Here is a 22,124-nt window from a genome sequence, read left to right as displayed (position 1 = left end):
ATGTTAAAAATCCTAATTTTTTTATTTCTTGATGTTCTTGCTTTTAGTGGAGTTTTAATCTCAACTTTACCTTTTCTAATTCATGAGTATGGAGGTAATATTCTTTTAATAACAATAATTTTTGGATCATTTTCATTTTTTCAATTCTTTACATCTCCGTTTTGGGGAAGTTTATCAGATAGATTTGGTAGAAAACCACTTATCATCTTAAATTGTTTTGCAGAAATTTTAGCTAATATAATTTTGGCAATTAGTGGAAGTTTATTAATGATATTTTTATCAAGAATTATTGCAGGTTTATTTAAAAATAATGTATCTGTAGGAACTGCTTATATCGCAGATATTACCACTAAGAAAAACCGTGCTAAAGGAATGGGTTTGTTCGGTGTTGCCTTTGGTTTAGGATTTACAGCGGGTCCATTGCTTGGTGGATTAGTTGCTGGGTCTAATTTTACTATTATGACGCTTGCAAATGTTGCTTGGATTGCATGTGCAATTAACATTTTTAATTTATTATTTGTAACTTTTTTTTTAAAAGAATCTAAAAAATCTTTCAATAATTTTTCAATAAAAAATTCTTTTAGTAAAATTTATTTACAATTTAAATTAATGAAAAAAAAATTATTACTTCCATTCTTTTTAATTATATTCATAGTTTATTTTGGATTCTCTGGAATGGAGGGAATATTTGCGATCTGGATAAAGGAAACTTTTACATGGGGTCCAAAAGAAGTTGGAATAGTTATGCTGTATGCTGGCTTAAGTCAGATTTTGGTACAAGGATTTATTTTAAGAGTATTATTAAAATTTTTTAATGAATCGCAATTAATAAAAAGTGGAATTTTATTTTTAATCTTTGGTTTTTTGTTAATTCCAACCTCTAATATTTATTTGGTACCAGTTGCAATATTTTTTTTATGTTATGGAATTGGTGTAACAAATCCTTGTTTGAATAGTTTGGTTTCTAAAAAATGTTCTAAAAATGAAAGAGGTTTTGCTTTGGGTGCTGCTTATTCTGCTCAATCGATCTCTAGATTTATTGGTCAGCCAACGGCTGGTATTTTATTTTTATTTTTTGGCAAAGACATGCCTTTTTATGTAAACTCAACAATTCTTGTTCTTGCAATAATACTGTATTTATCTTTGATTAAAAAAGTTAGCAAATAAGGACTTTATTCACTAAGAAGTGTTGTCTATTTATCTAATTTTGTTATAAAAACTTTCTTCTAAAATTATGAAAGAAAAAATACACCCAAAAACACATAAGATAAAAGTTGTAATGACTGATGGAAGTCAGTTTGAAACTTTGTCGACTTGGGGGAAAGAAAACGACGTTATGAAATTAGATATTGATCCAATATCTCATCCTGCTTGGACAGGTGGTTCGCAAAAAATTATTGATAAAGGAAGAATAAGTAAATTTAATAAAAAATTTGAAAATCTTACAATTAAAACACCTAAAAAATAAATATCTATGCTAGACAAACCCTTAATGCCAAAAGCTACGGCGGTATGGTTGCTTGAGAACACAAGTCTTACTTTCAAACAAATTGCAGATTTTTGTCAACTTCATGAATTAGAAATTAAAGGAATAGCAGATGGTGATGTTGCTGTTGGAATAAAAGCATACAATCCAATACTTGCAAATCAGTTAACAAGAGAAGAAATCGAAGAATGCAGTAAAGATCCTAACAAGTCATTATCGATAAATAAAAAAGTATTAGATTACGAAATCAAAACTGTTGTTGGTCCAAAATATACACCTCTTTCAAAGAGGCAGGATAGACCAGACGCAATTGCTTGGTTGATTAAAAATTACCCACAAGTATCTGAGGGACAAATTTCAAAACTTGTTGGTACTACAAAAAATACTGTGGAATCTGTTAAAAGTAGAAAACATTGGAACACTTCAAACATATCACCTAAAGATCCTGTAGCTTTAAACTTATGCACTCAAAGTGATCTACAAAAAGCAGTAGAAAAAGCTAATAGAAAAGTTGAGAATCTAAAAAAAGCGAAATTGAAACTAGAAGCCAATAAGTAATTTAACTTATTTTATAACTAAATATGTCTTTTAATCTAAAAAATAAATCTATTGTTTCTATAATTATGGGTAGCAAATCAGATTGGAGCTCTCTTAAAAAATCTGCAGAGATCTTAAAAAAATTAAAAATTAAATACAACGTAAAAATCGTGTCAGCTCACAGAACTCCTATGAGGCTAGTAGAATTCGCTAAATCTGCAAAAAAAAATAAAATTTCAGTAATTATTGCTGGAGCTGGTGGCTCTGCTCATTTACCTGGAATGGTTGCAGCGATAACGGACTTACCCGTTATTGGTGTTCCTATGGAAACAAAATCTTTAAAAGGGTTAGATAGTTTATTGTCAATTGTTCAAATGCCTTTTGGGATTCCAGTTGGAACTGTTGCTATCGGAGAAACAGGAGCAAAAAATGCTGCACTGTATGCCGCTTCAATCTTAAGTCTTAATGATAAAAAAATTGCAAACAACTTAAGAATATGGAGAAACAAACAAACTTTATCAGTAAAGCATAGTCCTAAGAAATGAAGAAAAAAACCTTTACCCTTGGAATATTTGGGGGTGGTCAATTAGGAAAATTCTTAGTTCAGTCTGCAAAAAAACTTAATATTAAAACATTTGTATTTACTGACAGCGCTGACTCTCCTGCTATCTATTATTGTGATAATTTTATCATTTCAAATTACGAGGATAAAAAAAAATTAGACTTTTTTATAAAAAATATTGATTTTGCAACTTTTGAATTTGAAAATATTCCTTTTAAAACACTTGATTATATTGAAAAAAAAATCAATGTCACTCCAAAACCTTCTATAATAAAAATTCTTCAGGATAGATTAAAAGAAAAAACCTTTTTAAATTCAATAGGAATAAAAACAACTGAATTCCATTATTTAAAAAAAGTTAATAAAAAAAAATTAAATAATAATATTTTTCCAGCATTAGTAAAAACAATACGACTTGGATATGATGGTAAAGGCCAAATATTTTTTAAAAATAAGAAAAGTTTTTTAAAATATTCTTTTAAAAATAAAGAATACATAATTGAAAAATTAATTGATTTTAAAAAAGAAATTTCTATTGTTATAAGCAGATACAAAACAAAAAGTGTTTCATATGATGCTTTCGAGAATCTTCATAAAAATCAAATACTACAGAAATCTCATATTCCAGCAAACATTAGTCCAAAATTAAATAATCAAGCAAAACAAATTGCAAAAAAAATTGCAGATAAATTAAATTATATCGGAACTATGTGCGTTGAATTTTTTGTGACAAAAAAAAATGAATTATTAGTAAATGAAATAGCTCCAAGAGTTCACAATTCTGGGCATTTAACAATGAACGCACATAATGTAAGTCAATTTGATAATCATATAAGAGCAGTATGTAATCTTAAATTAAAAAAACCTAAAAGAATTCATAAAGCAATCATGTTTAATATTCTAGGCCATGATATTAAAAAATACAGATCAAAAGAAACTATCGGTAATGAATTCTTTTACGATTATGGAAAAAAAGAGATTGAAGATAAAAGAAAAATGGGTCATCTAACTAAAATATTTTAATAACCACGACCTGCTTTTTGTATAGAAAAAAAACTAAAAAATTCTTTTAAATTTTTAAAAAAATCTAATTTGATTTTAAATTGAGATATTAATTTTACATGTTCCAATGATTTTGAAATTTCTTCATTAAGATCTTTCGGTGTCAAATTATCTTTATAAAAACTCAATATCAAAATTTTTAAATACACTGAGGATAATATTAATCTTTTTGTATAAAAATTAAAATCTACTGAACGATCATTGGCATGCTTCCACATAATATCAGAAACAGAATATATGTAAGTTAGAACTTTATTTGAGTTATTGTCTTTGATTAAGTGAATAAAAATTTTCTTAAATAAATCTTTATTCTTTTTTTCTATCTGCAATCTTTTATTTAATAAAAAAGATATTTTTTCATTAGTTTTAGTAATTTTATTAACCTTGGATTTAACTTCGTTCAAAAATCTTTCATCTAAATCCTCAAAAAACAAACTACTAATTTTAAGTAATAATTCTTTTTTATCAAAAAAATCTAAATCACCTATTTTTTTAAAAAAAATATCTTGATCAATATTATCAAAATCTATTTTTTTAAAATTTTTATATAAATGATTTAAAATTTTATTTTTTTGTAACTTAGTAAAATCAGACATTAAAAATTTAATAATAATAAAATACTTTGAGAAAAGTTCTTATAACTGGGTAAAAAATAAGACTTACGATTATATTAATGGCTAATAATAAATATTCAAAAGGAGCTTGAGAAAAATAACTTATGATAATGACTGATACAATTTGTGTAACCAATAATGATATAGCAAAAGCTATAAATTCATTTTGAAAATTTGTCTGCGTTCTTCTTTGTTTTAGATAAGAAGCTAATTTACTTAAAAGAATAAAACAAATTGGTGTCATTCCAAAAGGCATTCCTTGTAGTGAGTCAAAAATTAATCCTACAAAAAATAGAAAAGTAATTGAAAAACGTCCTTTATCAAAAAAAGAAATGTAAAAAACTAATATATATTTAATATTTATAATTGGCCCTGGCGCAATCCAAGTATTTATAAAAATACTATCATTAATGCAAATAAGCGTAAAAATAATGTGCGCCGAATAAAATTTAATTTTTTCTACATAAGAGTTCATTATTTTTTAACCTTCAAAATTGAAACATAATTCAATTGATGCTCCTTAAAACCAAGATCAACAGAATACTTTCTTTTTTTAATATCCTTTTTATTGTCAGTAATTATTTTTCCAACGTATAAACCTTCCTTAATAATCCCATCTGAACCAGAGGTATAAATTTGATCGTTATTTTCAAAAACAGCATTTTGAGGAAGAAAAAGTAATTGCGCCCCTCCAAGACCATTGCCTTTTAAAATTGCATTAACTCCTCTTGATGGAATGACTACAGGAATTCTACTATTAAGATCCGTGATCACCATAGCTTTTGAGCTGAACAAATTAACTTCTGAAATTTTTCCAAGATAAACATTATTTCTTACAATGGCTTGTCCTAATTGTGCGCCCTCATTAGATCCTATTGTTAAAATTAAATTTTTAGCAAATTCATTTGTGTCTTCATGAATTATTTTTGCATAAACAGATATATAGTCATCTCTATTCTTAATTCCTAAAACTCTTTTTAAATTATCATTTTCATTTTTAAAAAATTGCAATTCTCGTTTTTCTGCATTTAATTGTTCGATTTCGTCTTTGAGTTTTTTATTTTCTAAAACAATATTAAAATTAAAGTATTGTCTGGCTGAGCTACCAAGGTTAGAAACAAGCTTAACTGGAGTATTAACTACATAAATACTGTAAGTAATTCCATCATTTATTAAAGCTTTTAAAAATCTAATAGCTTTAAAATCACTTTTTTCTGAAAATAAGAATAAAAAAGAAATTATAAGATAAGTAGGAAGAAGAAATTTTTTACTAATCGTTTTTTGTAATGCTGATACGCCTGGAGTTGAGCTTCTTGCAAGCCGATTTTGACTCATATTAGATTAATATAACTTTTTAATATGAAGTTAGCATAGAAGAAAATATTCCTTCTTGCTCTAAAGCCTTACCTGTTCCAATCGCAACACATGATAATGCATCCTCTGCAATAGTAACTGGTAATCCTGTTTCTTTTTTAATAAGTTTATCTAGATTTTTTAAATATGCACCACCACCTGCTAGAACCATTCCAGAATCAACTAAATCTGAAGATAATTCTGGTGGAGTATTTTCTAAAGCATGTTTAACGGCATTGACAATTTGATTAACTACCCCTTCTAAAGCCTCAGCGGTATCTTTTTCTGTTAAAATAACTTCTTTTGGTGTTCCCGTTCTGATGTCTCTTCCTTTCATTAAAAAAGTTTTTTCAGAACCTGTTGGGATTGCAGATCCAATTTCTTTTTTAATTCTCTCTGCTGTTGAATCTCCAATTAGTAAATTAAATTTTTTCTTCATAAAACTAATAATTGCACTATCCATTGCATCACCAGCGACTCTTAAAGAATGAGAGTAAACAATTCCGCCTAATGACATGACTGCGATTTCAGTAGTTCCTCCTCCAATATCAACAATCATAGATGCTTGAGGCTCTGAAATTGGAAGTCCTGCACCAATAGCCGCTGCCACCGGTTCTTCTATAAGTTGTACTTTTCTTGCTCCAGCTGCATAACCGGCTTCTTGAATAGCTCTTCTTTCAACTGGCGTCGATCCAGTTGGAACGCAAATAATAATTCTAGGGTTTGCAAAAGCATTTCGTTTATGAATTTTTCTAATAAAGTGTTTGATCATTTCCTCTGTAACTATGAAATCTGCAATCACTCCATCTTTCATAGGTCTAATCGCTGTAATATTTCCAGGTGTACGTCCTAACATTTGTTTTGCTTCTTCACCAACAGCCAAAACTTCATTTCGTCCGTTTCGAGATATCACTGCAACAACAGATGGTTCATTTAGTACAATTCCTTTTCCACGAACATAAACTAAAGTGTTTGCTGTTCCTAAATCGATCGCCATATCTGTCGACCAAAATCCGAATAATTTATCAAACATTTTTTTCTTTCTTAATTAAGCAGAGGCACTCAAGTCTGGGCTTGGTGCAGTTCTTTTTCTCTTAATAATTAATTTATTTAGTGCATTTATATACGCTTTTGCCGAAGCAACAAGAGTATCCGTGTCTGCGGCCTGACCTACAGAAATCTTGCCTTTTTCTTCAATTCTTACACTCACTGTTGCTTGCGCATCAGTTCCTTCTGTTACCGCTTGTACTTGGTAAAGCTGAAGATTAACATTATGTGGGTAGATTTTTTTTATTGCTTTAAATATCGCGTCCACAGGACCATCTCCTTCTGACTCGGTTTTTTTAATTTCGTCATAAATCATAAGTTCAATTTTTGCTTTTTGTGGTCCTTTAGTTCCAGCAATAACTTCTAATGAGGATAAACTAATAGCATTATTATGCTTCATTAAATCATCATCGATTAATGCAATAATATCTTCATCAAAGACGTGTTTTTTTTTATCTGCTAAATCCTTAAATTTTTTAAAAGCATTATTTATTAATTCATCAGTTAAATCTGGATAACCTAATTCGGCGGCTTTATCCTTGAATGCATTTCTACCGGAATGTTTACCCATAACTAAAGAAGATTTTGTAACTCCAACACTTTCTGGAGTCATAATCTCATAAGTTTTTTTATTTTTTAACATCCCGTCCTGATGAATTCCCGACTCATGCGCAAAAGCATTTTTTCCAACAATTGCTTTATTAAATTGAACTGGGAAGCCCGTTACATTTGCAACTAATTTTGAACAGCTACTAATTTTTTTTGTATTAATATTTGTTTTATAAGGCATCAAATCACTTCGTGTTTTCATTGCCATTACAATTTCTTCTAAAGCTGCATTTCCTGCTCTTTCGCCAATACCATTAATCGTACATTCAATTTGTCGCGCTCCAGCTTTTACCCCAGCTAAAGAATTTGCAACTGCAAGTCCAAGATCATTATGACAATGAGTTGAAACAATTGCCTTGTCTATATTTGGAACTTTATCAAATAATAATTTAATTGTTTTAAAATATTCATCTGGAATTGTATAACCAACAGTATCTGGAATATTAATTGTTCTTGCTCCACATTTGATTGCAAGCTCTACTGTTTTGCATAAAAAATCAGGCGCAGTTCTGGTGCCATCTTCTGGTGACCATTCAACATCATCTGTAAATCTTCTCGCTAAAGTAACGCTATCTTTAATTAATTCCAAAACTTCTTTTGGAGTTTTTTTTAATTTATGCTTCATATGCAAAGGAGAAGTTGAAAGAAAGGTATGAATTCTGAAACGTTTTGCATATTTTAACGCATCTTTACATCTTTCAATATCTGCTTTGACTGCTCTGGCTAATCCACAAGGAATAGTTTTTTTTAAAATTTTTGCAATTTCTGATACGGCCTCGAAATCACCGTTAGAAGCAGCTGGAAATCCAGCTTCCATAACGTCAACTCCTAAATCTTCAAATGCTCTTGCGATTTGAATCTTTTCTTCAAGACTCATTGAGGCTCCTGGAGACTGCTCCCCATCTCTTAATGTAGTGTCAAAAATGATGATTTGATTATTACTTTTTGCCATATTTTCTAAACTTAATTTAGCTAAAATTAAAAATCTACTGATAAATATTTTTCAATATTTGGTCGATTTTAAACTATTAAGAAAGCTTAACTTTATTAAACAATCTTAATTTTTGCTCTTATCTACGAGCTTATTTTTGCCAATCCATGGCATCATGGCTCTGAGTTTTTCACCAACTTTTTCTATTGGATGCTCAGATAATTCTTTTCTCATTCTTAAAAAGTTTTTTTGACCAATCTTATTTTCATCCATCCAAAGTTTAGTAAATTTTCCAGATTGAATATCTTTTAAAACTTCTTTCATTCTATCTTTAGTTTTGTCATCAATAATTTTTGGTCCCGAAATATATTCTCCATATTCAGCTGTATTTGAAATTGAATAATTCATGTTAGCAATTCCACCTTCGTAAATTAAATCTACAATCAGTTTTACTTCATGCAAACATTCAAAATAAGCCATCTCAGGTGTGTATCCAGCTTCAACTAAAGTTTCATAACCCTTTTTGATTAACTCAACCAAACCTCCACACAAAACAGCCTGTTCTCCAAATAAATCTGTTTCGCATTCTTCTCTAAATGTTGTCTCAATTACTCCAGATTTTCCACCTCCAATAGCGCTAGCATATGACAAAGCGAGCTCTCTTGCTTTCCCTGATCCATCTTGATGAACAGCCATCAAACATGGAACTCCACCGCCTTTTTGAAATTCACTTCTAACTAAATGACCAGGTCCTTTTGGAGCAATCATAAAAACATCTAGATCTTTTCTTGCACTAATAAGATCAAAATGAATATTCAATCCATGAGCAAAAGCTAAGGTTGTTCCTTGTCTCATTCTTTGTTCGATATGATTTTTATAAATTTGAGATTGTAATTCATCAGGAGTTAAAATCATCGCAACATCTGCCCACTCTGCAGCATCTGATAATGACATAACTTTTAGTCCGCTAGCTTCGGCTTTTTTTCGACTAGGAGAATCTTCTCTTAAAGCAACGACAAGTTCTTTAACACCACTGTCTTTTAAATTTAGAGCATGAGCATGTCCCTGACTACCAAAGCCAAAAATTGCAACTTTTTTATTTTTAATTAAATCTTGATTAGCATCTTTTTCGTAAAAAATTTTCATATAACTTTTCCTTTGTTTGTCTCTGTTATCTCAGCTCCTTTTGCCATTGCTAAAGGACCTGTTCTTGCAACACTCGCAATTCCGTAAGGCTTTAATTCCTTAATAAAACTATCTATTTCTCGTCTTGTTGAATGAAATTCTACAATAAAAGAAGCGCTTGTTGTATCAAGATATTGCGCCTTATAAGAATTGCAAATTTCTTTAGCTTTTTCAAGATTTTTTTTCTCAGCTATTACTTTAATAAGAGCTAGCTCTCTAAAAATAGACTTGTCATCTACAGGAAAGGAGGCAACTTTATAAACTGGAATAAGTTTTAATAACTGAGCTTTGATTTGCTCTATAACTGAATTTGTTCCATTTGTTGCAATAGTAATTCTTGATATATTTTTTTCTTCGTCCACTTGGGCAACGGTTAATGATTCAATATTATAACCTCGTCCAGAAAAAAGACCCGAAACTCTTGCTAACACTCCAGCTTCGTTATCAACCCAAACAACCATAATATGCCTTTCTAATTCTTCTTTTGTAGTAGCTTCTGAATATGCAGATAATGATTTTTTCATACCAAGGTCTTTCCTGCTTTAGAAATTTTAGTTTCTCTTTCGTCTTCTGGACTTAAAATCATTTCATTATGCGCTTTTCCTGATGGTATCATTGGAAAACAATTTTCAACTCTATCTACAACGCAATCAAAAAGTACTGGTTTATCTGATTTAATCATTTGTTTGATTTTTGCATCTAACTCATCAGGAGTTGTTGCCCTAATTCCAACAGCACCATAAGCTTCCGCTAGTTTAACAAAATCTGGCAAAGCCTCTGTATAGCTTTCTGCATAGTTTTTTTCATGCAGCAATTCTTGCCACTGTCTAACCATTCCCATGTACTGATTATTTATAATAAATATTTTAACAGGAAGTCTGTATTGAACTGCAGTAGATAATTCTTGTATATTCATCAAGATCGAAGCTTCACCAGCAACATCAACAACTAACTTTCCAGGATTTGCTAATTGAACTCCAATTGCTGCCGGAAGACCAAAGCCCATTGTTCCAAGACCGCCTGAAGTCATCCATCTTTTTGGTTTGTTAAATTTATAATATTGGGCTGCCCACATTTGGTGCTGCCCAACTTCAGTTGTAATAAAAGTATCTTGATCTTTTGTTAATTCATACAATCTTTCGATTGCATATTGTGGCTTAATAGTTTTTTTTCCTTGAACAAATGACAGGCATTTTTTTTCTCTCCATTTATTAATTTGTTTCCACCATTCACTAATATTTTCTTTATTTGAATTTTTAAAATTTGGATATTTTTTCTTAAAAACTGTAATTAGTTTATTTAAAACATTTTCAACGTCGCCAACAATTGCATGATCAACTTTTATAATTTTATTTATAGATGATGGATCAATATCAATATGAATTTTTTTAGATCCTGGTGAAAATTTATCAATTTTTCCTGTGATACGATCGTCAAAACGAGCTCCAATATTTATCATCAAATCGCAATCATGCATGGCATTATTTGCCTCATATGTTCCGTGCATTCCTAACATGCCAAGAAATTGCTGATCATCCCCTGGAAAAGCTCCTAGTCCTTGCAGTGTTGAGGTAATAGGAAAACCAGTCATGCGAACTAAATCTTGAAGAAGCGCTGAAGCTTTATCTCCAGAATTTACAACTCCTCCACCAGAATAAATGATTGGTTTTTTTGATTTATAAATTAATTCAACAATTTTATCTAATTCTGAAGATTCAACTTCTGTTACAACTTTATTAATCTTTTGTATTACATCTTCTTTTTTTATGTATTCAGTTTTCTGAAACTGAATATCTTTTGGAATATCAACTAAAACCGGTCCTGGTCGTCCACTTGTTGCGATGTGAAATGCTTTATGCATAATAATTGGAAGATCTTTAATATTTTTTACTAACCAATTATGTTTTGTGCATGGTCTTGTAATTCCAGTCGTATCACATTCTTGAAAAGCATCCGTTCCTATTAAATGAGTTGGTACTTGGCCGGTAACACAAACTAAAGGAATTGAGTCCATGTAAGCATCTGTTAACGCTGTAACCATATTTGTTGCGCCTGGACCTGATGTAACTAAAACCACTCCTGGTTTTCCTGATGATCTTGCATAACCTTCTGCTGCATGTCCTGCTCCTTGCTCATGTCTGACAAGAATATGTTTAATTTTTTTATGATTTCGTAACTCATCATACAAAGGAAGGATGGCACCTCCTGGATAACCAAAAATATATTCAACGCCATGATCGGCGAAAGCTTTGAATACGATTTCTGCTCCAGTTATTTGTGACATATAAATTTTCCGAAAAAATCAATCTAAACTAGTTAATTTATCGGTCAAGATGAAGTCACTAAATTTATAATTTTTTTAGTTAAAATATCAAAATTAGGGTTAAAAATACTTGTCCATTCCTTCATCTGTCCCCTAAACCAAGTTCGCTGTCTTTTTACATACCTTCTTGTTCTCACAAAGGTTTCTTCAAAAGCCTGTTCTAATGAAACTTTTTTATTTAAATATTTTTTAATTTCTTCAATTCCTAAAATCTTATTAGCAGGTAAACTTGGATTTATTTTCAATTTTAAAAACTTTTTAACCTCATCGACCGCACCAAGTTCAAACATTTTTTTTAATCGAAGTCTTAGTAATTTCTGTAAAAAAGTATTTTCAGGATTAATATATATTTTTACAAATTGATAATTGCTAAAATAATTTTTATTTTTTTTCTGCCAATCAATTAAAGATTTTTTTGTAAAAGTTACAACCTCATAGGCTCTTATTAGTCTGTGTGTATCATTTTTTTTTATCTTGTTCTGAACTAAAGGATCTAATTTAATAAGCAAACTATAGAACTTATCATTACCTAAGTTTGCATTTAACTTTCTTGCTTTTATTTTGATAGAATCTGGAATTTTTGGAATATTAGAAATACCCTCGGTTAATAATTTAAAATACAATCCTGTGCCACCAACAAAAATAGGTTGTTTTTTTTTCTTTATAATTTTATTCAAATTTAATTTAATTTTTTTTAACCACTCTCCAGCAGAAAAATTATTTTTTACAGAGATATTCCCATAAAGATAATGAGAAATATTAGAATAACTCTCTGGTCTAGCTGATAAAATTTTAATCTCTTTGTATACCTGCATGCTATCAGCATTAATAACTTCACCATTTATCTTTTTAGCGAGTCTTAAGGCAATTTCAGATTTACCAGAACCGGTGGGTCCTGCGATAAGAATAATTTTTTGCATTGGTAAAAATTTTATTTAATTTTTACGCCAATAAATTTACTTTGATTATTGCTATCTAAGATAGTCAATAAAATTGAATTTGTATTTTTTTTAAGTTCTTTTTTAAATTGATCTTCAAAATTTTTAACATTACTTACTGCAATATTGGCAACTGCAATTATAACTTCACCTTCTTTAACTGGTAATAAAGCTAAAGGACTATCTCCGCTAATCTCCAGAATATACACTCCTTTTTTATCTTTTAAATTGGATCTTTGTTCGACGTCTTGATTGTTTATATTTCTAATTTTAATTCCAAGCTCTTTAATAGTTACAATTGAAGGAGTTACTTGTTTGTTATTTTCTTTTTTATATTCGCTTGTTTCTTCAAGTCTCGTAACGGTAATATTTTTTGTTAATATTTTTTTATTTCTCCAAACTTTAACCTCAACACTTTGTCCAATAGGAGTGTCAGCTACAATTTTTGGAAGCTTTCTCATGTTATCAACTTTTTTATTATTAAATTCTAATATGATATCGCCCGCTTCTATTCCCGCTTTATCTGCTGGTCCACCTGTTGAAGCGCTTGATACTAAGGCTCCTTCTTGACTCTTAAGTCCCAAACTATCTGCAATTTCTTTTGTAACTTCTTGAATTCTAACGCCAATATATCCTCTTTTTATTTCTCCAAATTCTGTGATTTGTTTAACGACATTCTTTGCAAAATTTGAAGGAATGGCAAAACCAATGCCTACAGATCCACCTGAGTTAGAAAGTATAGCGCTGTTAATCCCGACCACTTCACCTTTGACATTAAATAACGGTCCCCCAGAGTTTCCTTGGTTGATTGATGCATCTGTTTGAATAAAGTCATCATATTTTCCAAGACTAATATCTCTATTTCTTGCAGATATAATTCCAGCTGTAACAGTGCCACCTAATCCAAAAGGATTTCCGATTGCAACAACCCAATCACCGACTCTCGCCTTATCTGAATCTGCAAATGTTACTGCTCTTAAATTGTCTTTAGTGTTAATTTTAATAACCGCAATATCGCTGGTTGGGTCTGTTCCTAAAACTTTTGCTTCATATTCTTTACCATTAGTTAATTTTACAAATATTCCTTCAGCACTTTGAATAACGTGGTTATTGGTAATTATAATTCCCTCTTTATCAATTATAAATCCAGATCCAAGAGATTGAGTTTTTCTTTTTTGTGGACTCCCACCTCTATCAAAATCTTTAAACAAATCTTCAAATGGATGTCCTGGAGGAAATTGAAATGGAAATGGATTTTGAGGTCTTGTTTCTATAACTCGTGTTGCAGAAATATTTACAACCGAGGGTATTAATTTTTCAACTAAATCTGCAAATGAATCTGGTGCTTCTTTTGAATTTAAATTTGTAATTAATAAAACATTACAAAATATAATTAATAAAAATTTTTTAAAATTTTTCATTGAAATTTTTTTATATAAGCGATAATTACAAAACCTATAATAGCAAAAATAAGCCCTCCCACTCTTAATTTTTGTTCTGATAAATCTTTCATGGAATTTAACATGCTCTTCATACCCCTTGGAAATAATGCATAGAGAAGACCTTCAATAAACAGCAATAAACCAACTGCTGTAAAAATCTCAAGCATTAAGTTATTTTTTTAAAACTTTTTTAAGGCCAGACTCTCCGAAATATCTAAAAAATTCGCTATCGGGTGACAAGACTAAAGATGTTTCGCTGCCACTAATCAAAGATTTTTCATAAGACTGCATTGCTCTATAAAAACTGAAAAATTCTGGGTCTCGTCCGAATGCTTCTGCAAATATTTTGTTTCTAAGACCATCTCCTTCTCCCCTTGTAATTTGCGCGGTTTTTCTTGCGTCAGCTAATATGATAGCAGCTTCTTTATCAGCTATAGATTTAATCGTTTGTCCAACTTCAAACCCCTGAGCTCTAAACTCTTTGGCTTCTCGAGTTCGCTCGGTTTGCATTCTTTTAAAAATTGCCTCACTATTAGCAGATGGCAGATCTGCTCTTTTAATACGCACATCAATGACATCAATACCAAAGTCTTTAGCCTCTTCAGCGACATCTTTAGTAATTTGACTCATAAGTTTGTTTCTATTGGTCGAAATCAAATTAACTAGGTTTTCCTTACCTAAAACACCTCTTATTTTAGCGTTAATAATTGATGCTAATCTTGATTGAGCGATTCTCTCATTTCCTACTGAGATATAAAATTTTAACGGATCGTTAATTATAAATTTTGCATAAGCATCAACAATTATTCTTTTTTGATCTAACGCTATAACCTCTTCTGCTGGAGCATCTATATCTATTACTCTTTTATCAAGGAAATGAACATTTTGAATTAAAGGAATTTTAAAATACAAGCCCGCATCTTTATAAACTTTTTTTGGCTCTCCTAATTGCAAAACAATTGCCTGATGAGTTTCTTTTACAATAAAGAATGTTGAATAAATTAGTAAGCCAACCAATACAGCTACGAAAATTGAAATTTTTAATATTTTTTCAGACATTAGTTTTTAACCTCACTTTTTTTTGACTGAGTATCAGTATTCTTTTTTAATTCTGGTAAAGACAAGTAAGGTACAACGCCTGAGCCTGACTGCTTATCAATTATAATTTTGTTAACACCGGACAAAACTTTTTCCATAGTCTCAAGATACATTCTTTCTTGGGTTACAGTTTTTGCTTTTGCATACTCATTATAAATAGCAATAAATCGACTAGCCTCCCCTTCTGCTTGAGCAACTACTTCTTTTTTATAACCTTCTGCTTCTTGAACAATTTTAGCGGCCTCTCCTCTAGCTCTTGGAATTATGTCGTTCGCGTAAGCTTCGGCTTCATTTTGCGCTCGCTCTTTATCTGCTTTTGCTGCCTGAACATCTCTAAAAGAGTCAATTACTTGTGCTGGTGGATCTGATTTTTGTGCTTGCACTTGGGTAATATCAACTCCACTATTATAAGAGTCTAAAATTTGTTGCATTATTTTTTGAACTTCAATTTCTATTTCTGCTCTACCTTGCGTTAAAATTGTCTGAATTTTTTTTCTGGCTATAACTTCTCGCATTGCAGTTTCAGCAACACTTTTAATTGTTCCAATTGGATCTTGAATATTAAACAAATACTTGCTTGCATCACCTATCACCCAAAAAATAGAATAATTAATATCAACTATATTTTCATCACCCGTTAACATTGCGCTTTCTTCTTTAATATCCCCAATTACTCCTCTGCTTCCTTCATTTGATGATCTAAAACCAACATCAATTCTATTTACCTTGGAAACTTTAGGTGTCATCACAGACTCAATTGGGAACGGCAGATGATAATTTAATCCTGGTTGAGTCATGTTAGTATATTTTCCAAATCTTAAAACAACTCCTTGTTCGTCTGCACCTACTCTATAAAATCCACTTAAAGCCCAAACAGCAATTGCTCCAATTATAAAAAGTGTAATTGGTTTTTTTACATCTGGGGTTTTTGAAGATCCACCAAACATGTTTTTTAAACCATCTTGAAATTTTTTTGCTAAATCCTCCATATCATCAGAATTATTAGAACTAGGCTGCTTATTATTCTTATTAGGACCGCCCCAAGGAGATTCTTTTTTTAAGATATCTTTAGTATTATTAGACTCAATTAATGACATATTATTTTAAAAATAGTCTTACTTAATATAGGTATAAATGGTTATTTAAAAGGAAATTACAATGCGCCAAAATGACTGAAAAAGAAGCAAATCTTAGCAAGAATTTTATGGATCAAATTACTCCTAAAACTCAATTTAAAAAAAATAAAATAAATGGAGTAAAAAAAGTTATTGCTGTTTCTAGTTGCAAAGGTGGTGTTGGAAAATCAACAATTGCGGTTAACCTTGCAATTGCTCTCAAAAATTTAAAATACAATGTTGGTATTTTAGATGCTGATATTTACGGTCCTTCACTTCCTAAAATGATAGGTACTTCAGAAAAACCAAAAAGTGAAGATGGTGCAAATTTAATTCCGATTAAAAAATTTGATATCCAATGCATGTCCATAGGATTTATGGTTTCAGAAGAAACTCCCATGATTTGGAGAGGTCCAATGGTTGCTAGCACCATAAAAACTTTTACTAATAAAGTTTTATGGGACAACGTTGATTTTTTAATTATTGATATGCCCCCTGGAACTGGAGATGCTCTTTTAACTTTTTCTCAAGAAATAGATATTGATGGAGCTATCATCGTCACAACTCCTCAAGATATCGCAATCATTGATGTAAAAAGAGGAATTGAAATGTTTAAAAGAACTAATGTTAAAATATTAGGCATTATTGAAAACATGACCAGCTTTACATCGGATGATGGTGTTGAACATTTTATATTTGGGAAAGATGGCGGAAAAAATATAGCAAGTAAATTTAATATTGAACTTTTAGGGCAAGTTCCAATTAATATTAATCTTAGAAAAAATTCAGATGAAGGAACGCCTTTTGTAGATCAATTTAAAAATGATGAAATTTCTAAACTGTTTTTAGAAATTGCAAATAAAATTACAAAAAAAATTAAATAACTATAAGATTTTTTTTATCTATTACTTCCATTAATTCATTCCACTCTCTTTTACTAAGTCCAGAATCTTCATAACTAATTTTATTTCCATTAATCATTGATTTTACAATTTTTAATCCTTTTGATGATAAATGAGCAGCTCCAACTCTATAATCTAAAAATGCTGCATGAGTGATTGGGACCCATTTTTTAACTGTATCTAACATTTTCTCTGCATAAACTCTAATTTCATATTGCGCATGACTATCTCCTCTTAAAAATAAAAAATTCATGAGATTTAAAAGATCAGTTTTCCAATACCATTGAGTGTATGAATTTAATGTTAAATTCATTCTTGCAAGTTCCCTAGCTAGACCAGATTTTTTTTCATCAATAATTGTTCCATCAAATCTTTCGTTCAACATTTTTTCATAATTGTCATAAGTTCTCACCGCATCATCTTTTAAAATTTTAAGAACTTCATCGGCTTGTTCGCCCGTAATCAAATCGCCTCGACCTTGTCGATTATTAGTTGCCTGCGCCGATAATTGCTCTTTTGCTGGAAGGTAAAACTCTTTATCTAATATAGAGTATCTTGCTGAATACTCATTTACATTAGCCGTTCTGTGTCTAATCCACTGTCTTGCTATAAAAATTGGAAGCTTTACGTGATACTTAATCTCGCACATTTCAAATGGAGTGCTGTGCCAATGCCTCATTAAATATCTTATCAAACCTTCATCCGTTGAGACTTTCTTAGTTCCTTTTCCATAAGAAACTCTTGCAGATTGAACAATTGAAGTATCATCGCCCATATAATCTATAACTCTTATAAATCCATGATCTAGAACTGGAATTGCTTCATAAAGAACCTTTTCAAGTTCGGGAGAAGTTACTCTTTTTGTATAATTGCTTTGTGATTGCTGCTCTTGAATTTCTTTTTTTTGTTCAGAAGTTAGTTCCATTGTCTTAGAAAAGCTTAGATTTTAAATATATCTTTAATTTAGCGATTCAAAGTCTTATATTATTAATGTTGGTTTTCCAACTATGACGATAAACGAGATTCGTAATAAACATTGAGGACCAGGGGGCGGTACCCTGCACCTCCACCAATTTCAACTTATGGGGGTGAAATAGAATCGACTAATGTCTAAAGGCTTTTCTTTCGTCCGGTATAGTACCACCGTAAAGGACTAAAATATAAACGCAAATGAACAATTTGCTCTCGCTGCCTAATTAATTTATTAATTAGATAAGCACGGTCTGGGGCACCGGGTAACAGAACGCCCCACTTTATCTGTTTACGATAAAAATATTTAAAAAATATTATAACTAGAGTACTAGGATTATATTATGAGTAGAATTTCTGCTTTATTCCCAAAAAAAACAAAAACCTTTTTTAAAAAATTTAGAAAATTTAACGCTTTAAATAATTTAGACAAAAAATTACTACAATATATTAATTATAATAATGGATTTTACATTGAATGCGGAGCAAATGATGGTGTGGATCAATCAAATACGTGGTATTTTGAAAAATTTAAAAATTGGCATGGTATTCTTATTGAGGCACATCCAGAAATATTTCGTGAATTAAAAAAAAATCGCAATAAAAGAAATATATTAGTAAATAAATTTTTGGTCTCTAATAATTATAAATCACAAACAATTAATATTTCAAATAATGATTTAATGTCAAAATTTAGCACTACTAATGAAGAAAATAGTTTCTCTACGTCCATTACTTTGACAGAGGTATTAAAAAAAAACAAATCACCAAAATTAATTGATTTATTTTCGCTTGATGTTGAGGGATATGAATTTGAAGTCTTAAAAGGAATAGATTTCAAAAATTATAAATTTAAATATTTCTTAATAGAAACAAACAATTTCGATAACTTAAATAATTATTTAATTTCTAAAAAATATAAATTTATCGATAAATTCTCTAATCATGATTATCTATTCACAATTAATGAATAATATTTATTTTAAGCTAAAACTGAAAAGACAAAGTAAAATCAAAGTAACTGATATTTACAAAAAATATAGAACAAGATTTTTAAAAAGTCAGATTTTATGATAACAATTTATTACTAGGCATGCAAAAGAACACTCTTCTTTATTTATGAAAAAAATAGAAATATATACAACAAATTATTGTCCTTTTTGCGTAAAAGCAAAATCATTATTAAATAAAAAAAAAATTAAGTTCTCTGAGATCAACGTGTCTAATGATGAGGCTTTGAGAGAAAAAATGTCTGCTATGGCAAATGGCGCAAGGTCTGTTCCTCAAATATTTGCAGATAATATTCACATTGGTGATTGTGATAAAATTCATAAATTGGACCAAGAAAAAAAATTAGATAAATTACTAGGTCTCGTGTAAAAAGCTTAATGATTGTATCGCTTTCTATAGCTTTCTTTGCTGGTATAATTAGTTTTATATCTCCATGTGTGCTTCCTTTAATTCCAGGTTATGTTTCATTTATATGTGGAACCACACTTAATAATCTAGATCTAAAATCTAAAAAATTTATATTACAAAAATCTTTATTTTTTTCTTTAGGCTTTTCTTTAGTTTTTATTTCTCTTGGAGCAACAGCTACTTTTATTGGAAGTTTCTTACTGCATAACTCTCAAATTTTATCAATTATTTCTGGAATAGTAATAATTTTTTTTGGTATTTATTTATTAGAATTAATACAAATTAATTTTTTAAATAAAAATTTTGGCAATTATAATATAAAATATTCCAATAATCTGTTCTTTCCATTTATAGTTGGAGTAGGATTTGGATTTGGCTGGACTCCCTGCATTGGTCCAATTCTTGGTTCAATCCTAGCATATGCTTCAATGGAAAATTCTATATATAAAGGAGTTTTATTATTAGGCGTTTATTCACTAGGTCTTGCGATTCCTTTTGTAGTTTCTAGTTTAATTATTAAAAAATTTTTAATCGTTTCGAAAAAAAGTAAATCTTATCTAAATAAAATAAAAAAATTTTCTGGAATTATACTATTAATAACTGGAATTTTAATTGTTACTGGTAAACTTCAAACAATCGGTTTTTATTTAATTGAATTCTTTCCAATTTTACAAAAGTTAGGGTAATTTCTAATTTAGCATTTGAATAACTCTGATAGGCTTTCCCTCTTTAAATGCTTCTAAATTTTCAAACATCTGAGAATAAAAAACTTCGTAATTTTCTTTAGTTACATAACCTAAATGTGGCAACAATAGTGCATTAGGTAAAAATCTTAATTTATGATTTTCAGGTAGCGGTTCAATATCGTAAACATCAAGACCTGCTCCTGCTATAATATTTTTTTCCAGAGCTTCAACTAAATCAAATTCATTTACTACAGGACCTCTTGAAGTATTGATCAAAAATGCTGTTTCCTTCATTAAAGCTAAATCTTTTTTTGCTATCAAATTTTTTGTTCTATCGCTCAAGACTGTATGAATTGTAATAAAATCAGATTTTTCTAATAACTCTTCTTTAGTTACAGCCAATACTTGATTATCTGTTGCTATAGAAAGTTTAAGATTTTCACTCCAGGCAATAACATTCATTCCAAATGCTAAAGCTACTTTTGAAACTTGAGCTCCTATTTTTCCAAAACCTATAATACCTAGAGTTTTACCTTTCAGTTCATATCCTAATGTAGTTTGCCAATATCCTTGGTACATGTTCTCTGCTTCTTCTCTTAAATTTCTTGCAAGCCCCAAAATTAAGGCCCATGTTAATTCTACTGTTGAATTAGAACTTGAATCTGTACCGCAAACTAAAATCTTTTTCTCTTTAGCGGTTAAAAAATCTATAGACTTGTTTCTCATACCGCTCGTAATGATAAGTTTTAAATTTTTTAAATTTGAAATAATTTTTTTAGTAATTGGGGTCCGTTCTCTCATCACCAAAAGAACTTCAAAGTCTTTTAATTGTTCTATTGCGCTATCTTCATTTTCAAATGGTTGATTAAATACATGAAAATAGAAATCTTTTTTTAATTTTTCAAAACTTCCAAGAATTAGTGAAACATTCTGGTAATCGTCTAAAATTGCAACTTTCATCTTGGTGGTGATTTTTTGGAAGAAAGATAAATTCCTATGAAAATTATAATGGCTCCTATAATATGAAAATTCATTAATCTTTCATTTAATAAAAATATTGCCATAAAAGAACTAAATACTGGCATTAGATGTAAAAAAATTCCAGCTTTATTAGGTCCAACAATAACAACTGCTTTATTCCATAATATATAAGAGCCTATTCCGGCAAAAAAAATAACGTAGCTTGTGATTAAAATAACTGGAATATTAAATTTAATTACTTGATGGTTCTTAAATTCATATAAAAATTGTGGAAATAAAAAAATTAAACCAATAGAAACAATTACTGTCATGAAACTTAGATATTTCAATCCTGTATTGTGAGTTCTAAGCATTGTTGAATAGATTGCCCACGATAACATTGCAACTAACAACCAAAGATCACCTTTGTTTAGATCTAGATTAATTAATTTATTAAAATCTAAGCGTGTAACAATTATTGCAACGCCTGTTATAGACAGTATTAGACCTAAAATTTGACTAAGATTTATTTTTTCAGTTCTAAAAATAAAGGAAATAAAAACAATTAATATTGGTATTGTTGAAATCATTAGGGCTCCATTAAGCACTTGAATAAAATTTAAAGAATAATAAACAACAGAGTTAAATACACTAATGCTAGTAATCGACATTATTAAGATTGAATAAAAATTATTTTTTATAACTTTAATATTTTTTAATATGTCTCTTAATGTAAAAGGAATTAAAATAATCCATACTATTAACCACCGAAAAAAATTTAATGTTAATGGTGGAACTTCATAAAGTGTTGCAAATTTTCCAACAATAAAATTCCCTGACCAAAAAAAAGCGCAAAGTGTAAGCATTAAATATGCCCTAAAATTAA

At 29.8% G+C, this 22,124-nt stretch carries 25 protein-coding genes and 1 other RNA gene; 10 read left to right on the top strand and 16 right to left on the bottom strand.

Features of this window, described 5'->3' with window-relative positions:
- From AC8GER_RS01310 to AC8GER_RS01290, 5 genes are all read left to right on the top strand, one after another.
- A complete protein-coding gene (locus tag AC8GER_RS01310; RefSeq protein WP_506598176.1) occupies positions 1 to 1,167 on the top strand; it encodes an MFS transporter in 1,167 nt (388 codons plus the stop codon).
- A 67-nt stretch (positions 1,168 to 1,234) separates the two neighbouring features.
- The gene (rpmE, locus tag AC8GER_RS01305; RefSeq protein ID WP_017969737.1) at positions 1,235 to 1,468 is read left to right on the top strand and encodes a 50S ribosomal protein L31; all 234 of its coding nucleotides are present in this window, start codon (positions 1,235 to 1,237) and stop codon (positions 1,466 to 1,468) included.
- Between the two features lie 6 nt (positions 1,469 to 1,474).
- On the top strand, positions 1,475 to 2,044 hold the full coding sequence (locus AC8GER_RS01300; protein WP_029167479.1) for a cell cycle transcriptional regulator TrcR: 570 nt from the start codon (positions 1,475 to 1,477) through the stop codon (positions 2,042 to 2,044).
- A gap of 23 nt (positions 2,045 to 2,067) precedes the next feature.
- Entirely contained in the window at positions 2,068 to 2,568 is a 501-nt protein-coding gene (gene purE / locus AC8GER_RS01295) for a 5-(carboxyamino)imidazole ribonucleotide mutase (protein WP_506598175.1), read from the top strand.
- Positions 2,565 to 3,608 (top strand): 5-(carboxyamino)imidazole ribonucleotide synthase, encoded by a 1,044-nt coding sequence (locus AC8GER_RS01290; protein WP_506598174.1) that lies wholly within the window; start codon positions 2,565 to 2,567, stop codon positions 3,606 to 3,608. Before purE ends, AC8GER_RS01290 begins: the two co-directional genes overlap by 4 nt.
- Here the strand turns inward: AC8GER_RS01290 and AC8GER_RS01285 are convergent.
- The 13 genes from AC8GER_RS01285 to hflK form a co-directional block, all read right to left on the bottom strand.
- Complete coding sequence (locus AC8GER_RS01285; protein WP_506598173.1) at positions 3,605 to 4,243, bottom strand: ubiquinone biosynthesis protein COQ9; 639 nt, start codon at positions 4,241 to 4,243, stop codon at positions 3,605 to 3,607. The genes AC8GER_RS01290 and AC8GER_RS01285 overlap by 4 nt on opposite strands.
- A gap of 7 nt (positions 4,244 to 4,250) precedes the next feature.
- Entirely contained in the window at positions 4,251 to 4,736 is a 486-nt protein-coding gene (locus AC8GER_RS01280) for a hypothetical protein (protein WP_506598172.1), read from the bottom strand.
- Positions 4,736 to 5,596 carry a rod shape-determining protein MreC gene (mreC, locus tag AC8GER_RS01275; RefSeq protein ID WP_506598171.1) on the bottom strand — a complete coding sequence of 287 codons (861 nt, stop codon included), beginning with the start codon at positions 5,594 to 5,596 and terminating at the stop codon, positions 4,736 to 4,738. Before mreC ends, AC8GER_RS01280 begins: the two co-directional genes overlap by 1 nt.
- 19 nt (positions 5,597 to 5,615) lie before the next feature.
- Positions 5,616 to 6,647, bottom strand: a complete 1,032-nt coding sequence (locus tag AC8GER_RS01270) for a rod shape-determining protein (RefSeq protein ID WP_506598170.1) — start codon at positions 6,645 to 6,647, stop codon at positions 5,616 to 5,618.
- A gap of 15 nt (positions 6,648 to 6,662) precedes the next feature.
- Positions 6,663 to 8,222, bottom strand: a complete 1,560-nt coding sequence (locus AC8GER_RS01265; RefSeq protein ID WP_506598169.1) for a 2-isopropylmalate synthase — start codon at positions 8,220 to 8,222, stop codon at positions 6,663 to 6,665.
- A gap of 105 nt (positions 8,223 to 8,327) precedes the next feature.
- The gene (gene ilvC / locus AC8GER_RS01260; RefSeq protein ID WP_506598168.1) at positions 8,328 to 9,347 is read right to left on the bottom strand and encodes a ketol-acid reductoisomerase; all 1,020 of its coding nucleotides are present in this window, start codon (positions 9,345 to 9,347) and stop codon (positions 8,328 to 8,330) included.
- The gene (gene ilvN, locus AC8GER_RS01255) at positions 9,344 to 9,910 is read right to left on the bottom strand and encodes an acetolactate synthase small subunit (protein WP_506598167.1); all 567 of its coding nucleotides are present in this window, start codon (positions 9,908 to 9,910) and stop codon (positions 9,344 to 9,346) included. The genes ilvC and ilvN overlap by 4 nt, the downstream gene beginning before the upstream one ends.
- A complete protein-coding gene (locus AC8GER_RS01250; protein WP_506598166.1) occupies positions 9,907 to 11,670 on the bottom strand; it encodes an acetolactate synthase 3 large subunit in 1,764 nt (587 codons plus the stop codon). The genes ilvN and AC8GER_RS01250 overlap by 4 nt, the downstream gene beginning before the upstream one ends.
- A 44-nt stretch (positions 11,671 to 11,714) precedes the next feature.
- Entirely contained in the window at positions 11,715 to 12,629 is a 915-nt protein-coding gene (gene miaA / locus AC8GER_RS01245; RefSeq protein ID WP_506598165.1) for a tRNA (adenosine(37)-N6)-dimethylallyltransferase MiaA, read from the bottom strand.
- Between the two features lie 11 nt (positions 12,630 to 12,640).
- Positions 12,641 to 14,068 carry a DegQ family serine endoprotease gene (locus tag AC8GER_RS01240; protein WP_506598164.1) on the bottom strand — a complete coding sequence of 476 codons (1,428 nt, stop codon included), beginning with the start codon at positions 14,066 to 14,068 and terminating at the stop codon, positions 12,641 to 12,643.
- The gene (locus AC8GER_RS01235; RefSeq protein WP_506598163.1) at positions 14,065 to 14,256 is read right to left on the bottom strand and encodes a DUF2065 domain-containing protein; all 192 of its coding nucleotides are present in this window, start codon (positions 14,254 to 14,256) and stop codon (positions 14,065 to 14,067) included. Before AC8GER_RS01235 ends, AC8GER_RS01240 begins: the two co-directional genes overlap by 4 nt.
- Positions 14,257 to 14,260: 4 nt before the next feature.
- Positions 14,261 to 15,148 carry a protease modulator HflC gene (gene hflC / locus AC8GER_RS01230; RefSeq protein ID WP_506598162.1) on the bottom strand — a complete coding sequence of 296 codons (888 nt, stop codon included), beginning with the start codon at positions 15,146 to 15,148 and terminating at the stop codon, positions 14,261 to 14,263.
- A complete protein-coding gene (gene hflK / locus AC8GER_RS01225) occupies positions 15,148 to 16,284 on the bottom strand; it encodes an FtsH protease activity modulator HflK (RefSeq protein ID WP_506598161.1) in 1,137 nt (378 codons plus the stop codon). Before hflK ends, hflC begins: the two co-directional genes overlap by 1 nt.
- Positions 16,285 to 16,355: 71 nt before the next feature.
- Between hflK and AC8GER_RS01220 the strand changes: the two genes are divergently transcribed.
- Positions 16,356 to 17,186 carry an Mrp/NBP35 family ATP-binding protein gene (locus AC8GER_RS01220; RefSeq protein ID WP_506598160.1) on the top strand — a complete coding sequence of 277 codons (831 nt, stop codon included), beginning with the start codon at positions 16,356 to 16,358 and terminating at the stop codon, positions 17,184 to 17,186.
- On the opposite strand, the gene thyX is transcribed toward AC8GER_RS01220, so the two are convergent.
- Positions 17,179 to 18,129 (bottom strand): FAD-dependent thymidylate synthase, encoded by a 951-nt coding sequence (gene thyX, locus AC8GER_RS01215; protein ID WP_506598159.1) that lies wholly within the window; start codon positions 18,127 to 18,129, stop codon positions 17,179 to 17,181. The genes AC8GER_RS01220 and thyX overlap by 8 nt on opposite strands.
- A 28-nt stretch (positions 18,130 to 18,157) precedes the next feature.
- Between thyX and ssrA the strand changes: the two genes are divergently transcribed.
- The 4 genes from ssrA to AC8GER_RS01195 all read left to right on the top strand — a co-directional run bounded on the left by ssrA (position 18,158) and on the right by AC8GER_RS01195 (position 20,278).
- Positions 18,158 to 18,457: a transfer-messenger RNA gene (gene ssrA, locus AC8GER_RS01210) on the top strand.
- Between the two features lie 60 nt (positions 18,458 to 18,517).
- Positions 18,518 to 19,147 carry an FkbM family methyltransferase gene (locus tag AC8GER_RS01205; RefSeq protein WP_506598158.1) on the top strand — a complete coding sequence of 210 codons (630 nt, stop codon included), beginning with the start codon at positions 18,518 to 18,520 and terminating at the stop codon, positions 19,145 to 19,147.
- Between the two features lie 145 nt (positions 19,148 to 19,292).
- Positions 19,293 to 19,553 (top strand): glutaredoxin 3, encoded by a 261-nt coding sequence (gene grxC / locus AC8GER_RS01200; RefSeq protein WP_506598157.1) that lies wholly within the window; start codon positions 19,293 to 19,295, stop codon positions 19,551 to 19,553.
- An 8-nt stretch (positions 19,554 to 19,561) separates the two neighbouring features.
- Complete coding sequence (locus AC8GER_RS01195) at positions 19,562 to 20,278, top strand: cytochrome c biogenesis CcdA family protein (protein ID WP_506598156.1); 717 nt, start codon at positions 19,562 to 19,564, stop codon at positions 20,276 to 20,278.
- Between the two features lie 3 nt (positions 20,279 to 20,281).
- On the opposite strand, the gene AC8GER_RS01190 is transcribed toward AC8GER_RS01195, so the two are convergent.
- Both AC8GER_RS01190 and AC8GER_RS01185 read right to left on the bottom strand, forming a co-directional pair.
- Positions 20,282 to 21,238 (bottom strand): D-2-hydroxyacid dehydrogenase family protein, encoded by a 957-nt coding sequence (locus AC8GER_RS01190; RefSeq protein WP_506598155.1) that lies wholly within the window; start codon positions 21,236 to 21,238, stop codon positions 20,282 to 20,284.
- Entirely contained in the window at positions 21,235 to 22,104 is an 870-nt protein-coding gene (locus AC8GER_RS01185; protein ID WP_506598154.1) for a DMT family transporter, read from the bottom strand. The genes AC8GER_RS01190 and AC8GER_RS01185 overlap by 4 nt, the downstream gene beginning before the upstream one ends.
- Positions 22,105 to 22,124 lie beyond the last annotated feature (20 nt).

Origin of the sequence: Fontibacterium abundans (SeqCode), from assembly GCF_965235095.1 — a bacterium.
GTDB lineage: Bacteria > Pseudomonadota > Alphaproteobacteria > Pelagibacterales > Pelagibacteraceae > Fontibacterium > Fontibacterium abundans.
Note: the sequence above shows the minus strand (reverse complement) of the source record. Positions and strands in the feature narration are given on the sequence as shown.

Excerpts from the sequence above, each read along its gene's own strand:
- purE (WP_506598175.1), top strand. The coding sequence starts at position 2,068 with ATGTCTTTTAATCTAAAAAATAAATCTATTGTTTCTATAATTATGGGT.
- thyX (WP_506598159.1), bottom strand. The coding sequence starts at position 18,129 with ATGGAACTAACTTCTGAACAAAAAAAAGAAATTCAAGAGCAGCAATCA.
- AC8GER_RS01300 (WP_029167479.1), top strand. The coding sequence starts at position 1,475 with ATGCTAGACAAACCCTTAATGCCAAAAGCTACGGCGGTATGGTTGCTT.
- miaA (WP_506598165.1), bottom strand. The coding sequence starts at position 12,629 with ATGCAAAAAATTATTCTTATCGCAGGACCCACCGGTTCTGGTAAATCT.
- hflK (WP_506598161.1), bottom strand. The coding sequence starts at position 16,284 with ATGTCATTAATTGAGTCTAATAATACTAAAGATATCTTAAAAAAAGAA.
- AC8GER_RS01250 (WP_506598166.1), bottom strand. The coding sequence starts at position 11,670 with ATGTCACAAATAACTGGAGCAGAAATCGTATTCAAAGCTTTCGCCGAT.
- AC8GER_RS01235 (WP_506598163.1), bottom strand. The coding sequence starts at position 14,256 with ATGCTTGAGATTTTTACAGCAGTTGGTTTATTGCTGTTTATTGAAGGT.
- rpmE (WP_017969737.1), top strand. The coding sequence starts at position 1,235 with ATGAAAGAAAAAATACACCCAAAAACACATAAGATAAAAGTTGTAATG.
- AC8GER_RS01190 (WP_506598155.1), bottom strand. The coding sequence starts at position 21,238 with ATGAAAGTTGCAATTTTAGACGATTACCAGAATGTTTCACTAATTCTT.
- AC8GER_RS01310 (WP_506598176.1), top strand. The coding sequence starts at position 1 with ATGTTAAAAATCCTAATTTTTTTATTTCTTGATGTTCTTGCTTTTAGT.
- ilvC (WP_506598168.1), bottom strand. The coding sequence starts at position 9,347 with ATGAAAATTTTTTACGAAAAAGATGCTAATCAAGATTTAATTAAAAAT.
- AC8GER_RS01270 (WP_506598170.1), bottom strand. The coding sequence starts at position 6,647 with ATGTTTGATAAATTATTCGGATTTTGGTCGACAGATATGGCGATCGAT.
- hflC (WP_506598162.1), bottom strand. The coding sequence starts at position 15,148 with ATGTCTGAAAAAATATTAAAAATTTCAATTTTCGTAGCTGTATTGGTT.
- grxC (WP_506598157.1), top strand. The coding sequence starts at position 19,293 with ATGAAAAAAATAGAAATATATACAACAAATTATTGTCCTTTTTGCGTA.
- ilvN (WP_506598167.1), bottom strand. The coding sequence starts at position 9,910 with ATGAAAAAATCATTATCTGCATATTCAGAAGCTACTACAAAAGAAGAA.
- mreC (WP_506598171.1), bottom strand. The coding sequence starts at position 5,596 with ATGAGTCAAAATCGGCTTGCAAGAAGCTCAACTCCAGGCGTATCAGCA.
- AC8GER_RS01285 (WP_506598173.1), bottom strand. The coding sequence starts at position 4,243 with ATGTCTGATTTTACTAAGTTACAAAAAAATAAAATTTTAAATCATTTA.
- AC8GER_RS01185 (WP_506598154.1), bottom strand. The coding sequence starts at position 22,104 with ATGCTTACACTTTGCGCTTTTTTTTGGTCAGGGAATTTTATTGTTGGA.
- AC8GER_RS01280 (WP_506598172.1), bottom strand. The coding sequence starts at position 4,736 with ATGAACTCTTATGTAGAAAAAATTAAATTTTATTCGGCGCACATTATT.
- AC8GER_RS01195 (WP_506598156.1), top strand. The coding sequence starts at position 19,562 with ATGATTGTATCGCTTTCTATAGCTTTCTTTGCTGGTATAATTAGTTTT.
- AC8GER_RS01205 (WP_506598158.1), top strand. The coding sequence starts at position 18,518 with ATGAGTAGAATTTCTGCTTTATTCCCAAAAAAAACAAAAACCTTTTTT.
- AC8GER_RS01265 (WP_506598169.1), bottom strand. The coding sequence starts at position 8,222 with ATGGCAAAAAGTAATAATCAAATCATCATTTTTGACACTACATTAAGA.
- AC8GER_RS01290 (WP_506598174.1), top strand. The coding sequence starts at position 2,565 with ATGAAGAAAAAAACCTTTACCCTTGGAATATTTGGGGGTGGTCAATTA.
- AC8GER_RS01240 (WP_506598164.1), bottom strand. The coding sequence starts at position 14,068 with ATGAAAAATTTTAAAAAATTTTTATTAATTATATTTTGTAATGTTTTA.
- AC8GER_RS01220 (WP_506598160.1), top strand. The coding sequence starts at position 16,356 with ATGACTGAAAAAGAAGCAAATCTTAGCAAGAATTTTATGGATCAAATT.